General features: G+C 75.0%; 11 protein-coding genes. 6 read left to right on the forward strand and 5 right to left on the reverse strand.

Features of this window, described 5'->3' with window-relative positions:
• Positions 1–222 precede the first annotated feature (222 nt).
• Entirely contained in the window at positions 223–2,154 is a 1,932-nt protein-coding gene (locus ACFPBZ_RS12895; protein ID WP_378036451.1) for an AAA family ATPase, read from the forward strand.
• A 51-nt stretch (positions 2,155–2,205) separates the two neighbouring features.
• On the opposite strand, the gene glmS is transcribed toward ACFPBZ_RS12895, so the two are convergent.
• The 3 genes from glmS to ACFPBZ_RS12910 form a co-directional block, all read right to left on the reverse strand.
• On the reverse strand, positions 2,206–4,014 hold the full coding sequence (gene glmS / locus ACFPBZ_RS12900) for a glutamine--fructose-6-phosphate transaminase (isomerizing) (RefSeq protein WP_378036452.1): 1,809 nt from the start codon (positions 4,012–4,014) through the stop codon (positions 2,206–2,208).
• A gap of 39 nt (positions 4,015–4,053) precedes the next feature.
• Positions 4,054–4,311 (reverse strand): hypothetical protein, encoded by a 258-nt coding sequence (locus ACFPBZ_RS12905; protein WP_378036453.1) that lies wholly within the window; start codon positions 4,309–4,311, stop codon positions 4,054–4,056.
• Positions 4,312–4,410: 99 nt separating this feature from the next.
• Entirely contained in the window at positions 4,411–5,529 is a 1,119-nt protein-coding gene (locus ACFPBZ_RS12910) for a citrate/2-methylcitrate synthase (RefSeq protein WP_378036454.1), read from the reverse strand.
• 55 nt (positions 5,530–5,584) lie between these two features.
• Here ACFPBZ_RS12910 and ACFPBZ_RS12915 point away from each other — a divergent pair, with 55 nt between their 5' ends.
• On the forward strand, positions 5,585–6,703 hold the full coding sequence (locus tag ACFPBZ_RS12915; RefSeq protein ID WP_378036455.1) for a citrate/2-methylcitrate synthase: 1,119 nt from the start codon (positions 5,585–5,587) through the stop codon (positions 6,701–6,703).
• A gap of 43 nt (positions 6,704–6,746) precedes the next feature.
• Here the strand turns inward: ACFPBZ_RS12915 and ACFPBZ_RS12920 are convergent, their stop codons facing one another.
• Both ACFPBZ_RS12920 and ACFPBZ_RS12925 read right to left on the reverse strand, forming a co-directional pair.
• On the reverse strand, positions 6,747–7,607 hold the full coding sequence (locus ACFPBZ_RS12920) for an ABC transporter permease (RefSeq protein WP_378036456.1): 861 nt from the start codon (positions 7,605–7,607) through the stop codon (positions 6,747–6,749).
• The gene (locus tag ACFPBZ_RS12925; protein ID WP_378036457.1) at positions 7,604–10,471 is read right to left on the reverse strand and encodes an alpha/beta fold hydrolase; all 2,868 of its coding nucleotides are present in this window, start codon (positions 10,469–10,471) and stop codon (positions 7,604–7,606) included. The genes ACFPBZ_RS12920 and ACFPBZ_RS12925 overlap by 4 nt, the downstream gene beginning before the upstream one ends.
• A gap of 355 nt (positions 10,472–10,826) precedes the next feature.
• Between ACFPBZ_RS12925 and ACFPBZ_RS12930 the strand changes: the two genes are divergently transcribed.
• The 4 genes from ACFPBZ_RS12930 (at position 10,827) to ACFPBZ_RS12945 (ending at position 15,261) form a co-directional block, all read left to right on the forward strand.
• Complete coding sequence (locus tag ACFPBZ_RS12930) at positions 10,827–11,864, forward strand: TerC family protein (protein WP_378036458.1); 1,038 nt, start codon at positions 10,827–10,829, stop codon at positions 11,862–11,864.
• A gap of 120 nt (positions 11,865–11,984) precedes the next feature.
• Positions 11,985–13,220 (forward strand): hypothetical protein, encoded by a 1,236-nt coding sequence (locus ACFPBZ_RS12935; RefSeq protein WP_378036459.1) that lies wholly within the window; start codon positions 11,985–11,987, stop codon positions 13,218–13,220.
• On the forward strand, positions 13,217–14,236 hold the full coding sequence (locus ACFPBZ_RS12940) for an ABC transporter ATP-binding protein (protein ID WP_378036460.1): 1,020 nt from the start codon (positions 13,217–13,219) through the stop codon (positions 14,234–14,236). The genes ACFPBZ_RS12935 and ACFPBZ_RS12940 overlap by 4 nt, the downstream gene beginning before the upstream one ends.
• Entirely contained in the window at positions 14,233–15,261 is a 1,029-nt protein-coding gene (locus ACFPBZ_RS12945; RefSeq protein WP_378036461.1) for an ABC transporter permease, read from the forward strand. The genes ACFPBZ_RS12940 and ACFPBZ_RS12945 overlap by 4 nt, the downstream gene beginning before the upstream one ends.
• Positions 15,262–15,271 lie beyond the last annotated feature (10 nt).

A 15,271-nucleotide genomic window follows, 5' to 3' on the forward strand; every position in this document is an offset into this window, starting at 1 on the left:
GGGACGGGAACCCCAATGCGTGTCCCCACGGCGTCCGCGGTTCGCGACCGCGGTACCGAGGCGTCGACACTCGAAGGCGCGGACTCCGGCAGCGACTCGGCCACGCTGCCGCCGTCAGAGAGAATTCACGACTCGGGACGAGCAGAGGCAGCCGTGTCCGGACGCTCCGGGCCGCCCGCGGCGGGGAAGGGCATGCTGGAGGTCCGAGGAGAAGGAGGCCCCGTGGCCGATCAGGACCGCCGGCAGGACCCGCCCGGCCCCGGCTCGCTGTTCGACGAGCTGGTGGGCCGGCTGGTCGACCTCGACCTCGGGCTGCTCTTCGGGCAGACCGACGACGATGACGACCGGCGCCGCGACCCGGGACCCACGCCCTCGTCGTCGGGACAGGGGAACGCGGGCGGCCCGCCCCGGGCCGGCCAGCGCCGCACCCCGACGCTCGACCGCCACGGCCACGACCTCACCGCCGACGCGCACGCGGGGCGGCTCGACCCGGTGATCGGGCGCGACCGCGAGATCGACCAGGTGCTCGAGATCCTGGCGCGGCGCTCGAAGAACAACCCGGTGCTGCTCGGGGAGCCCGGCGTCGGCAAGACCGCGATCGTCGAGGGGATCGCCTCGCGGATCGTCGCCGGACAGGTGCCGACGGCGCTGCGCGGCGTGCGGCTGGTCGCGGTCGACCTCGCCGGGATGGTGGCGGGCACGAAGTACCGCGGAGAGTTCGAGCAGCGGCTGACGGCGCTGGTCGAGGAGGCCTCGCACCCCGACGTCATCCTGTTCGTCGACGAGCTGCACTCCATCGTCGGGGCCGGGTCGGCGCAGGAGTCGCCGATGGACGCCGCCGGCATCCTCAAGCCCGGGCTCGCCCGGGGCGCGCTGCGCCTCGTCGGCGCGACCACCACCGCGGAGTACCGCCGTCACGTGGAGCCCGACGCCGCGCTGGCCCGCCGCTTCGCGACCGTCGACGTGCCCGAGCCGAGCATCGAGCAGACCGTGACGATCCTCGACGGGCTCGCCCCCGGCTACGAGACCCACCACGGCGTCACCCTGCCCCCCGCCACCCGGCGCGCCGCGGTGGAGCTGACCGCCCGCCACGTCCGCGAGCGCTTCCTGCCCGACAAGGCGATCGACGCGATCGACCGGGCCGCCGCCCGGGTGCGCACCCGGACCCCCGAGGGGACGCCGATCGTCACGGTGGACGACGTCGCCCAGGTCGTCTCCGACACCACCGGCCTGCCCGTCGCCGACCTCACCGCCGACGACCGCACCCGCCTGCTCGGCCTCGAGGACACACTGCGGGCGCGGGTGGTGGGCCAGGACGGCGCGGTCGACGCGGTCGTCGACACCGTGCTCGCGGGCCGCGCGGGCCTCTCCGACCCCGATCGCCCGCACGGCTCGCTGCTCTTCGTGGGCCCCACCGGGGTCGGCAAGACCGAGCTCGCCCGGGGGCTGGCCGACGCGCTCGGCAGCGAGCTGGTGCGCCTCGACATGGCCGAGTTCGGCGAGGCCCACACGGTGTCGCGCCTGACCGGCGCCCCTCCCGGCTACGTCGGGCACGACCGCCCGGGCGAGCTGGTCGAGGCCGTCCGGCGGCACCCGGCGAGCGTGGTGCTCTTCGACGAGATCGAGAAGGCGCACGCCGACGTCGTCGCCGTGCTCCTCGGCATCCTCGACGCGGGGCGGCTGACCGACACCCACGGGCGCACGGTGTCGTTCGCCGACACCGTCGTGATCATGACGTCGAACCTTGCCGCGGCCGAGCTGCGCGTCGCGAAGGACGACCCGGAGACCGCCCGCGAGCCCGTGATGCGGGTGCTACGGCGCTCGCTGCGCCCCGAGCTGCTGGGCCGCATCGACGACGTCGTCCTGTTCCGCCCGCTCGGCCCGGCGCACCTGCAGCAGGTCGTGGCGCTGGCCCTGGCCGCCAGCGCCGACCGGCTGCGGGCCAAGGGCATCACGCTGACCACCGGCGAGGGCGTGCTCGCGGCGCTGGCCTCACGTGCGGACCCGCAGTCGGGGGCCCGCGGGCTCCGGCAGATCGTCACGCGTGAGGTCGACCGGCCGCTGTCGCGGCGGATCGTCGCCGGGGCCGTGCGCGACGGGTCGGAGGTGCTCCTGGAGAGCACGGACGGCCAGGTGACGCTCCGCGTCCTGTGAGCAGTAATCCGTGTCCCGGCACGGATCACTGCTCACGAGCGCGCAGCGCACCTACTCCACGGTCACCGACTTCGCCAGGTTGCGGGGCTTGTCGATGTCGCGCCCGAGCGCGGCCGCACAGTGGTAGGCGAAGAGCTGCAGGGGGACGCCGAGCAGGATCGGGTCGAGCTCGGGCTCCACGCGCGGGACCCGGATGACGGCGTCGGCCAGCCCCTCGGGCAGGTCGGCGTTGGTCACCGCGATGACGGGGCCGCCGCGCGCCTTGACCTGCTCGATCGTCGAGACGTTCTTCGCGACGAGCTCGTCGTCGGGCACCACGACCACGCACGGCATCGAGGCGTCGACCAGGGCGAGCGGGCCGTGCTTGAGCTCGGAGGCCGCGTAGGCCTCGGCGTGCACGTAGGAGATCTCCTTGAGCTTCTGCGCGCCCTCCCGGGCCACCGCCGAGCCCCGGACGCGGCCGAGGAAGAACATCGAGCGGGCGTCGGCGTAGCGCTTGGCGATCTCGGCGATCTCCGCCTCGGTGGTCAGCGCCTGGTCGACGGCGTCGGGCAGGCGCCGCAGGCCCTCCACCAGGCGGGTGCCGTGCGCCGCGGACAGGTCGCGGACCCGGCCGAGCAGCAGCGCGAGCAGCGCGAACGACGTCGTCATCGAGCTGAACGCCTTCGTCGAGGCCACCGAGACCTCGGGGCCCGCGTGGATGAACATGCCCGCCCCGCACTGGCGCGCGATGGCCGAGCCGATGACGTTGACGCAGCCCACCACCCGGCCGCCCTTGCGCTGGAGCTCCTCGACGGCGGCGAGGGTGTCGATGGTCTCGCCGGACTGGCTGACCGCGACGTAGAGGGTGTCGGGGTCGACCAGCGGGTTGCGGTAGCGGAACTCGCTGGCCTGCTCGGCGTCGGCAGGCACGCGGGCGAGCTCCTCGACGAGCGCCGCACCCATCTGCCCGGCGTAGTGCGCCGACCCGCAGCCCAGGAACGTCACCCGGCGGATGCCGCGCAGCTCGCGGGGGTCGAGGCGCAGGCCGTCGAGCCGGGAGGTGGCGAAGCGGGAGTCGAGCCGGCCCGCGAGCACGCGGCGCAGCGCCGCCGGCTGCTCGTGGATCTCCTTGGACAGGAAGTCGGGGTGGCCGTCGAGGTCGTAGGCGTCGTCGTCCACGTCGACCGTGGTGGGCGGGCCGAGCCGGCTGCCCTCGTAGCCGGTGGCGGTGATCGTCGCGAGCTCGCCGTCCGCGAGGAACACGACCTGGCGGGTGTGGCGGACCAGCGCGGCCACGTCGCTCGCGACGAACATCTCGCCGTCGCCGAGCCCGAGCACGATCGGGCTGCCGTTGCGGGCGACCACGAGCTCGTCGGGCCGCTTCGCGTCGAGCACGACGAGGCCGTAGGTGCCCTCGACGACGCGCAGCGCCTCGCGGACGGCCTCCTCGAGGGTCCGGGAGTCGTCGCAGGCCCGGGCGATGAGGTGGGGGAGGACCTCGGTGTCGGTGTCGCTCGCCAGGACCACGCCGTCGGCCGAGAGCTTGGCGCGGAGCTCGTCGGCGTTCTCGACGATGCCGTTGTGCACCACCGCGATCCGCCCGGTGGCGTCGGTGTGCGGGTGGGCGTTGCGCTCGCTGGGCTCGCCGTGGGTGGCCCAGCGGGTGTGGGCGATGCCGGTCCTCCCGGACACCGGGTCGTCCCCGATGGCCGCGCGGAGGTCGTCGACGCGGCCCACGGCCTTCGTCAGGCGGAGCGCCTTGCGGTGGGCGACGGCGATGCCGGCGCTGTCGTAGCCGCGGTACTCGAGCCGGGCGAGGCCCTCGACGAGGATCCTCGTCGCCGGTCGGGTACCGACGTACCCCACGATGCCGCACATATCTGCTCCCCACTCCAAGACAACTCAGCGGTAGACGATTCAGCCGTAGACGATCCGGCGCAGCTGCCGCTCGCTGACCTCGCCGCAGCGGACGGGGCGCGCCGCGAGCTCGGACGCGATCACCGTCCAGATCTCGGCGTTGCGTCTCTCGCGGGCCTGCAGCTCCCGGTGTCGACGGCGGACGTACTCCTCGGTGGTCTCGGAGAAGTACGCGACGACGTCGGCCACCACTCGCGCGGCGACCGGACCGGACAGACCCGTCGAGGTGGCCACGTGGCGCACCAGCTCGGGGTCCATGGGTCCGAGACTGTACGCCTGGGTCGATTCAGTCCATGTTCCTGCCCGCAGACGGGCAGGCTCGTGAGCAGTTTCCGGGGTCATGGCCCCGGAAAGTGCTCACGAGGCCGCGGCCACATACGTGGCCGACGGCCGGATGATCGTCGACGACGCCGCCTGCTCGAGCACGTGCGCACACCAGCCGACGACCCGGCTGACCGCGAACGTCGGGGTGAACATCTCCCGCGGGATCCCCGCCTCCGCCATCACCACGCCGGCCCAGAACTCCACGTTGACCCGCAGCCCCCGGCCGGGCCGGTGCTCGGCGAGCAGCGCCTCGGTGCGGTCCTGCACCGCGGCGGCCAGCTCGACCCGCTCGCCGCCGAAGCCCTCCGCGACCTCGCGGAGCATCACCGCCCGCGGGTCGGCGGTCCGGTACACGGCATGTCCGAAGCCCATCACCCGGTCGCCCGCCGCCAGCTTCGCCCGCACGTAGGGCTCGATCCGCTCGGCCGAGCCGATCTCGTCGAGCGCCTCGAGCGCCCGGTCGGGCGCCCCGCCGTGCAGCGGCCCGACGAAGGTCCCGATCGCCGAGACCACCGCGGACGCCACGTCGGTCCCGGCCGACGCCGCGACGCGGGCCGTGAAGGTCGAGGCGTTGAAGCCGTGGTCGATCGTCGCCACGAGGTAGCGGTCGACCGCCGCGGCGGCCCGCGTCGAGGGCTCGACCCCGTGCAGCGACCACAGCCACGCCGCGCCGCCGTGCAGGTCGTCCCGCGGCGCCACGGGCTCGAGGCCCTGCCGGCGTCGCCAGAGGGCGGCGAGGACCGTCGGGGTCACCGCGCACACCCGCAGGGCGTCGTCCCGACGACCGCCCGGGGTGGCTCCCCAGACCGGCTGCAGTCCCTCGTCGGCGGCCAGGACGCACAGGGCGGCGCGCAGCCCGGCGAGGGCGTCGAACTCCCGGTCCGCCGCGGCCGCGGTCGGCAGCAGCGCGGCCACCGACGCCGGGAGGTCGCGACGGGCGGCGAGCTCGGCGCGGAAGGCGCGACCCGCATCGTCGGGAAGGGATCCGTCGAGGACGAGCGCGGCGGCGTCCTCGAACCCGACGGTGCGCGCCAGCTCGACCGCCGAGCGCCCGCGGTAGTGGAAGTAGCCCTCGTCGCCGCGGACGTCGCCGATGGCGGTGTCGGCGACGGAGACCCCGCGGAGGCCGGCGGGGACGGTCGTGGTCGTCATGGCGGGGACGCTCCGCCTCGTCGTCAATCCAGTCAATCTTGATACGGTCAACCTCGTGCGCACCCTGACGACGGCCGAGGCGGCGGCGCGGCTCGGGGTGAAGCCGGAGACGCTCTACGCCTACGTCAGCCGCGGCCTGCTCACCTCCGTCCGGGGCACCGGCGGGCGGAGCAGCACGTTCGACGCCGACGAGGTCGACGCCCTCGTCGCCGGCCGGGGCCGGCGGCCCACCGGCGTGGCCGAGACGATCACCACGCGGCTCACGCTCGTCGAGGGCGACGACGTGGTGGTCCGCGGCCACCGGCTCGTCGACCTCGCGCGCACCGAGACCCCCGAGCGGATGGCCGCGCTGCTGTGGCTGGGGGATCTCGACGCGGAGCTGCCCGACGCCGTTCCCGACGAGGAGGTGGTCGCCCCGGTGCGGGCCCTGGTCGTGGCGATGCCGGGCGACCCGCGCCCGGTCGACCGGCTGCGCCTGGCCGTCGCGGCGCTCGCCCCCACCGACCCGTGGCGCTTCGACCTCGGGGCCGCCGTCGCGACGGGCCTGCGCTGCTGGCGGGGCATGGTCGGCGCGCTCGGCGGCCTCTGGCCCGCCCTGTCCGACCGGCCCGAGGAGCCCGAGGTGCTGCGGACCGCGCTCGTCCTGCTCGCCGACCACGGGCTCGCCGCGTCCACCCTCGCCGCCCGGGTCGCCGCGAGCACCCGCGCCCACCCCTACGCCGTGGTCTCGGCCGGGCTCGGGGCGCTCGACGGGCCGGTGCACGGGACGGCGTCGACGGCGGCGTACCGGTTCCTGGCCGAGGCGCTCGACGACCCCGCGCGGGCGGTCACCGAGCGGCTGCGCGCGGGGGAGGGCCTGCCCGGGTTCGGCCACACGATCTACACCGACCACGACCCGCGCGCCGCCGTGCTGCTGGGCACGATCGCCGGCTCACCCGAGGCGGCGCTGGTGGGGACGCTCGCCGAGCAGGTCGCGGGGCGGCCGGGGATGTTCCCGAACGTGGACCTCGCCCTCGCGGCCGTCGCGCACGCCCACGGGATGCGCCCCGACGCCGGCGAGGCGATCTTCGCGGTGGCCCGCACCGTCGGCTGGATCGCCCACGCGCTCGAGCAGTACGCCGAGCCGGGTCTGCGGTTCCGGGTGCAGGGTGCCTACGTGGGCACGCCCTCGTGAGCACTTCGAGGGGCTATGACCCCTCGAAGTGCTCACGAGAGCGTCAGCTCACGATGTCCTTGCGCCGGAACCACCACACCGCGGTCACCCCGAACGCGGCGGCCCAGATGAACGACGACAGCACGCCGCGGGCCATCTCGGTGCCGTCGACGTCGGCGGTGAGCAGGTCGGTCCACGCGAACGAGTAGTGCGTGGGCAGCGCGTTGCGCACCGAGCCCAGCGCGTCGATGGTGTCGAGGATCTGCGACAGGATCGAGACGAGCACCGCGCCGCCGACCGCCCCGAGGGGGGCGTCGGTGACCACCGAGAGCAGCGTCGCCACGCCCGCCACCCACGAGAGCTGCAGCGCCACGAAGATCACCGCGAGCGCGAGCCGCAGCACGCCGACCCCGTAGGTGAGGGTCTCGCCGGTGGGCGAGGTGAAGGGCCCGTCGCCGTAGACCAGCGTTCCCAGCGCGAGCGCCACCAGCGGCAGCACGCCGATCACGGCGGCCGAGAGGAGCGTCGCGACGATCACCTTCTGGCGCAGCAACCGCACCCGGGGCACCGGGATCGCGAGCAGGTAGCGCAGCGACGACCACGACGCCTCGCTCGCCACCGTGTCGCCGAAGAACAGCGCCACCACCACGACGAACAGGAAGCTCGCCGAGGAGAACAACGCGAACGTCACGAAGTTCGGGCCCGAGGTCTGCGCGAGGTCGGTCAGCGACACCCCCGCCTGGCCCGGCGTCGAGGAGTTGCCCACCGAGAACGCGATCCACAGGATCACCGGCAGCAGCGCGAAGAGCCCGAGGGTGATCTGGGTGCGGCGGCGCCGGAGCTGGCGCAGCAGCTCGATCCGCACCGGCAGGGTCCTTCCCGACGAGTCCCGGCGCGGCCCCAGCCGGACATCGCTGTTGGTCACGACGACTCTCCGATCAAGGCGAGGAACGCGTCCTCGAGGCGGCGGCGCGGCCCGACCCCGACCACCGGGATCCCGGCCTCCACCAGCACCCGCACCGCGGCGGCCCGGCCGTCCTCGCCGGCGCCGCTGTCGACCACCACCACGTCCTCGCGCTCCGGGTCGGCCTCGGCCGCCCAGCCGCCGTCGCTCAGCACCCGGACCGCCCGGTCGCGCTCGCCCTCGGCGACGGCCACCGCGAGCTGTCCGCCGGCCACCAGCTCGGCGACCTCGCCGCTCGCGACCACCTCGCCGCGGTGCATGACGACCACGTGGTCGCAGGTCTGCTCCACCTCGGCCAGCAGGTGGCTCGAGACCAGCACGGTGCGGTGACCCTCGCCCGCGTAGCGCCGCAGCACCTCGCGCATCGCGTGGATCTGGGGCGGGTCGAGCCCGTTGGTGGGCTCGTCGAGCACCAGCAGGTCGGGCAGCCCGAGCATCGCCTGGGCGATCGCGAGGCGCTGGCGCATGCCCTGGGAGTAGGTGCGCACCACGCGGTCGACGGCCGTCCCGAGCCCGGCGATCTCCAGGGCCTCGTCGAGCCGGGCCTCGGACAGCGGACGTCCGGTGGCGGCCCAGTAGAGTTCCAGGTTCGAGCGGCCCGACAGGTGCGGCAGGAAGCCCGGGCCCTCGACGAACGAGCCGAGCCGGCCCAGTACCGGCGCCCCGGGCACCACCCGCACGCCGAACACCCGAAGCTCGCCGCCGGTGGGCCGCAGGAGGCCGAGCAGCATCCGCAGCGTGGTCGTCTTGCCCGCGCCGTTGGGCCCGAGGAGCCCGAGCACCTGGCCGCGCTCCACCCGGAACGACACGTCCTTCACCGCGACGAACCCGTTGCGGTAGGTCTTGGCCACGCCGCGGACCACCAGCGGGACCTCGACGAGCTCGGGGTCGACCGCGAGGTCGCCGCCCGGCTCCAGGTCCCGGCGGCGTCGTCGGGCCGCGAAGATCCTCCCGACGACGACCGCGACGGCCACCGCGAGCAGCAGGATCCCGATCGCGACGAGCGGCCCGGCCGGGACGCTCGACCCGCCGGTCTCGACCCCGGGGACGTTCGGCACCGACAGCGTCCGCGAGGCGAGGTCGATGCGGTAGACGGCCGGGTCGGCGGGGGAGGCGAAGCCCTGGTCGGTGGTGGCCAGCGACACCTCGAGGCGGTGCCCCGACTGCACGGTCGCGACGACCGCGGGCAGCGTCACCGTGACGGTGCGGGCGCTGCCGTCCGGCGGCAGCGCGGGGAGCCGGATCGGGGCCACGGCGTTGCCGAGCAGCGTGCGGGTCTCCGGCGCGCCGTTCTGGCCGGGGACGACGTCGTAGACCTTGCCGAAGAGCACGGGCCCGCCGTCGGTGGGGTTCGTCCCCGGGGCCACCGACCCCGCCGTCGCGATGCTCACCTGCACCCGGGGCGAGCCGGAGACGATCGTGCGCTCGGCCAGCGGCGCGGTGCGGAACGTCGCGGCCTGCCCCGGGAGGTCGGTGGCCAGGCGCCCGAGCAGCGCACTCGCACCGCCGCCGGCCCCGCCGCCGCCACCGCCCTGGGAGCCGGAGTCCTCCTCGTCGTCGTCGGACGACCCGCCGCCGCCCGCGAGGGCGGAGAGCCCCGGGATGCTCGACACCGAGCCCGGCACCCCGCCGGCCGGCGCCACGACGGCCTGGCTCTGCCCGGAGAGCGGGAGCTCCACGCGCGGCGCGGGGTCGGGGGTCTCGCCGGGGGCGACCAGGCCGGGGTAGGAGGGCGCGGTGACGATGCGCTGGGTGGGCGCGGAGCGGCTGCGGACCCCCGAGGGCAGCGCGTAGGTGAACGTGGTCGCCGGCGCGGAGCCCACGCCGAGCAGGTAGTGGTCGAGCCAGCCGGAGATGCGCTCGTCGGTCTCGCCGTCGGGGGAGCCGCCGTCGTGGCCGCCGTTGAACCAGGCCACGGCCACGGTGCCGCCGCCCGCGGCGATGGCCCGGGCGGTCGCGTCGGACTGGTCGAGCCCGAAGAGCGTGTCGTTCTCGCCCTGCACGAGCAGGGTCGGCGCGGTGATCCGACCGGCGACCGAGGCCGGGGACGACCGGTCGAGGTAGGCGCCCAGGGCGGCCGGCTCGCGCCCGGTGCGCACGGCCTCGACGTAGCCCGCGCAGATCTCGGGGAGGAAGCGGCCGCACACGTCGGGGGCGGCGCCACCCGGCTGGCGGGAGCCGATCCCGAAGAACAACGACGCCCACGACCGCTTGAACACCCCGTCGCGGGCGTCCGCGCCGGCCGCGGCGGTGACCGGCAGCTCGCCGGGGCCGGCCGCGTCGTTGGGGAAGAGGGCCTGGCCGAGGTCGTTCCAGGTGATCAGCGGGACGGTCGCGTCGACCCGGCGGTCGTACGCGGCGAGCATCAGCGCGAGCGCCCCGCCGTAGGAGCCGCCCATGACGCCCACCCGCGGGTCGTCCGGCCCGTCCAGCGTCACCTCCGGGCGCTGGGCGAGCCAGTCGACGAGCTGGGAGGCGTCGGCCACCTCGTAGTCAGGGTTGTTCAGCGCGATCTGGCCGGTGCTCTGCCCGAAGCCGCGCGCCGACCACGCGAGCACGACGTAACCGCGTGCGGCCAGGGTGCGGGCCTCCCCGGCGACCGAGCGCTTGTCCGCGCCGAACCCGTGCGCGAGCAGCACGGCCGGGGCGGGGGTGCGGGCCGGGAGGTAGAGCGTCGCGTCGAGCGACTGGGGCTGGGTGCGGCCGGGCCCGTCGCGCACGTCGATCCGCAGGTCCTGCACCCGCGTGCCGGGGGACTGGGCCGGGGCCGCGGAGGCGGCCGGCACTCCGAGGAGCGCGCCGAGCAGGACGACGAGGCCGACCACGAGAGCGCGGGAGAAGTGTGCGTGCGTTTCCGTGCCTCGGCACGGAAAGGCACGCACGAGCGCGGGGCGCGAACGGATCACCACCGAACCCTAGGGGCCGGCGGTGATGTGGGCGTGGGGGAGGAGAGGTTGTGCGCGCAGACGGATGACGTGTGACACCCCGGGCACGCGCTGTGAGATCCCGGTGGGACAGTTCGAGGTGGAGGGGAGTATCCCCGGAACGCCTGCGGGCGCCTCGTCAGCACGACAGCGGAGAGATGTCCGGGGCGCTCGGTGCCGTGGCCCGTCCCGGGCGCGGTGGCGGGAGAGACCTCCGGTGTGGTCATCGTGCTGTCATACCCACCGGAGGAACCTGGTGTTGTACTCGCTCGCCGCCGTCGGACCGTCGGTCCCGGTCGCCCCCGTCGACGGGGAACCGCTGTGGGTCTGGGGGGCCACCATCGCGGGCCTCGCCGTGATCTTCGCCGTCGACCTGTGGATCGCCCGCCACCCCCGCGAGGTCTCCATGCGGGACGCCGGCCGCGGGGTCGCGATCTACGTCGGGCTCGCCGTCCTGTTCGCCGCCGGACTGATGCTCTTCGGCGGGCAGCAGAAGGCGACGGCGTTCGTCGCCGGGTACGTCACCGAGTACTCGCTCTCGGTCGACAACCTCTTCGTCTTCCTGCTGATCATGACGGCCTTCGCCGTGCCCAAGGCGTTCCAGCACCGGGTGCTGCTCGTCGGGATCGTCATCGCGCTCGTGATGCGCGGCGGCTTCATCCTCGCGGGCTCGGCCGTGATCACCCGCTTCTCCTGGGTCTTCTACCTCTTCGGCGCCTTCCTGGTCATCACCGCGGTCAAGGTGTGCCTGGAGAAGAGCGGCGACGACGAGGAGTTCTCGGAGAACGCGCTCCTGCGCCTCGTCCGCCGGGTCGTCCCCGTCACCGAGACCTACCGGGGCGCGAAGCTGACCGTGCGCGAGAACGGCCGGCGCTGGATCACGCCGATGCTCATGGTGATGATCGCCATTGGACTCACCGACCTGCTCTTCGCGCTCGACTCGATCCCGGCGATCTTCGGGCTCACCAAGGACCCCTACATCGTCTTCACCGCCAACGCGTTCGCCCTGCTCGGCCTGCGCCAGCTCTACTTCCTGCTGGGCGGCCTGCTCTCCCGGCTGGTCTATCTGCAGTACGGGCTCGGCGTGATCCTCGCGTTCATCGGCGTCAAGCTCGTGCTCGAGGCCCTGCACACGAACACGGTGCCGTTCGTCAACGACGGGCAGCCGGTGCCGGTGCCGCTGATCGGGATCGAGCTCTCCCTCGGCGTGATCGTCGGCGTCCTCGCGGTCACCACCGTCGCGAGCCTGCTGCGCACCCGGCACGCGAGGGACCGCGACCTCGAGCAGGTGTGACCCGCTCCACCTGAGCTCGCGCCCGCCGGTCCTCAGGATTCACGGCACTCCCGCACCGCGCCTGGCAGTCTCGATGCGGGAGTGCCGCGTGGGGCGGGGCGGGCGGCGGACGGAGTGTGGGTGCGGGAGACGCAGCAGACCGGCACCACGCTGCTCGACCGCCTCCGCCCCGCCGACGACGGCGGGTCCGCACCCCCGGTCCGGGCCCTGCGCCGCCGACGCTGGGCCGTGGTGGCCCTCGTCGCGGCGCTGCTGGTCGCCGTCCCGGCCGTCGTCGCCGCCTGGCCCGTGAGCCCGAGCGTCGAGATGCCGCCCGCCCAGCTCCGCGACCGCGTGGCCGCGTCGGACGGGGTGGGATGGAGCGGCTACGCGGAGGCGAGCGGCGGACTGAACCTGCCCACCGTCGCGCAGTTCTCCGACGTCACCTCCCTGCTCTCGGGCACGAGCCGCCTGCGCGCCTGGTATGCCGCGCCCGACCGCAGCCGGGTCGACCAGCTCTACGCGGGCGGCGAGCGGGGCCGCTACGTCACGCCGACCGGGCAGGCGGTGTGGGACTACGGCGCCCAGCTGCTCACCCTCGTCCGGCGCGACCCGCTGGTGCGCCTGCCCCGCTCCGACGACCTCCTGCCCCCGCAGCTCGCGCGGCGGCTGCTCTCCGGGACCCTTCCCGACGATCCGGTGTCCGGCCTGGCCCCGCGCCGGATCGCCGGCGTCGATGCGCCCGGGTTCCGGGTGGCCGTGGCCGACCCGCGGACGACGGTCGGCGCGCTCGACGTGTGGGCCGACCCCACGAGCGGTCTCCCCGTGGCCGTGGAGATCCGGACGAAGACCGCCGCCGGCGTCCTGGCGCCGGCGCCCGTCGTCGTGAGCCGGTTCTTCGAGCTCGAGCAGGCCGCGCCCGACCCCGCCGTGCTCGACGCCCAGGCCCCGCCCGGGGCGGGCACCACCCGCAGCCCCACCTCGGACCTGTTCGGGGTCCTCGGGCGCGGCAACCCCGCCGCCGTCCCCGCGACCGTCGACGGCGTCGGTCGCGAGCGCCCCCAGCGGGGGTTCGGCGCGATCGGCAAGTACGGGACGACGCTGTCCCAGCTGGTCGTCGTGCCGCTCCCGCCCGACCTCTCGGGTCCGCTGCTCGACAACATCGAGCGCGCCGGCCGCAACGGCCGCACCATCACCGTCACCGCCCCGGAGCGCACGAACGGCCGGAGCGCGAACGCCACCGCCGGTGCCCTGTCCTCGCCGCTGCTGCAGCTCGCCGTCGTCGAGGTCGGCGACCGGGCGTGGGCGGTCGGCGGCCTCGTCCCCGACGACGTGCTCGACCGCGCCGTCACCGACATCGCGCGGAGCGTCTCGTGAGCACCGGCCGTCTGGTCACCGGATCCGTCCCCGCGCCGCGGCACCCCCTGCCCGGGCCGCCGCCCGAGGCCCGGCTCGTGATCGAGACCCGGGGCCTCACCAAGCGCTACGGGGCCCAGGCCGCCGTCGACGACGTCGACCTCCACGTGCGCGCCGGGCAGCGCTACGGCTTCCTCGGCCCCAACGGCTCGGGCAAGACGACGCTCGTCCGGATGCTGCTCGGCCTCGTGTTCCCCACCCGCGGGGAGATCCGGGTGCTCGGTCACGAGGTGCCGAGGCAGGTCCACGAGATCCTGCCGCGGATCGGGGCGATGGTGGAGGGCCCCGCCGCGTACGGCCACCTCTCCGGGCGCTCCAACCTCGACCTGCTCGACGCCTCCGGGCCGGGCCGGCGCTCCGGGCGACGGCGCCGCGTCGACGACGCCCTGGAGCGGGTGGGGCTCGCCGGCGTCGACCGCCGGGCCGTCCGGACCTACTCGCTCGGCATGCGCCAGCGCCTCGGGCTCGCGGGCGCCCTGCTCACGCAGCCCGACCTGCTCATCCTCGACGAGCCCACCAACGGCCTCGACCCGCACGGCATCCGCGAGATCCGCGAACTGCTCGTCGAGCTCAACGAGGCGGGCACCACCGTCTTCCTCTCCAGCCACCTGCTGACCGAGATCGAGGCGCTCTGCACCGACGTCGGGGTGGTCGACCGCGGCCGGCTGGTGCTCGAGGAGCCCCTCGACGCCGTCCGCCGCGAGACCGGCCGCGTGGTCGTCGACACCCCCGACGTCGACCGCGCCCTGGCCGTCCTCGGGGCCGCGGTGGTCGCGCGCACCGAGGCGGGCGGGCTGGTGGTCGTCCCCGCGGACGACTCGGGGGCGCAGGGCCTCGCCGCGCACCTCGTGGGCGCCGGGGTACGCCTCGACGCCCTGGCCCCCGAGAAGGTCAGCCTGGAGGACGTCGTCGTGAAGCTCACCGGTCCCGGCAGCGACCGCGCCGGCGAGCGCAGCGGCGGGGTGCGGCGCCCGTGATCCTCGTCGAGCTCCGCAAGCTGTTCCTGCGGACCCGCACCTGGGTGACGATCGGGCTGCTCTGCCTGCTGCCCGCCATCGTCGCCGTCTTCCTCGCGACCACCCGCATCGCGCCCGCCCCCGGGCAGGGCGCGGCGTTCCTGTCCGCGGTGCTGGAGTCGGGCTCGCTCTACCCGGCGGCCGCCCTGGCCCTCGTCCTGCCGATCTTCCTGCCGGTCGCCGTCGCGGTGGTCGCGGGCGACACCGTGGCGGGGGAGTCCGGCGCCGGGACCCTGCGCTACCTGCTCGTCCGGCCCGTGGGCCGCACGAAGCTGCTCGCGGCCAAGCTCTTCTCGGTCGTCGTCTTCGTGGTGGCGACGGTCGCCGCCGTCGCCGGCACCAGCTACGTCGTCGGGGTCTCGCTCTTCGGGGCCGGCGACCCGGTGGCCGTGGTCAACGCGATCCCGCAGATCTCCGCGCCGGGCGGGGGCGGCGGGTCGTCGTCGGGCGGCGGCTCCTCGGGCGGCGGGTCGGCCACCGCGAACGACCCCGCCGACGCTCCCACCCCCGCGGTCAACGCCCCCGGGGCCGCCCCGGGCGCGGCCACCGGCGGGAACACCGTGCAGTCCGACCCCACCGAGGCGCGGGAACGGGCCGCCGACTCGGTCGCGTCGCTCTCGGGCGACGCGCTCTCCCCGGCCGACCTCGCGCTGCGCCTGCTCGGCGCGATGCTCTACATCACGATCTCCATGCTGGGGGTCGGCGCCATCGCGCTCTTCCTGTCCACGGTCACCACGTCCTCGCTCGGGGCGACCCTGGGCGCCCTCGCCGCGCTGATCACCTCGCAGGTGCTGGTCACGCTCGACGCGGCAGCCTCGGTGACCCCGTACCTGCCCACCCGCTACTGGCTGGCCTGGATCGACTTCTTCCGCGACCCGATCTTCCTGCGCGACATCCGGGCCGGGCTGCTGGTCCAGCTGGCCTACGTCGTCGTCCTCATGCTCGCGGCGTGGGCGAACTTCACGACGAAGGACGTGGCCCAGTAACCTCCGCCGC

Source organism: Actinomycetospora atypica (assembly GCF_042653685.1).
GTDB lineage: Bacteria > Actinomycetota > Actinomycetes > Mycobacteriales > Pseudonocardiaceae > Actinomycetospora > Actinomycetospora atypica.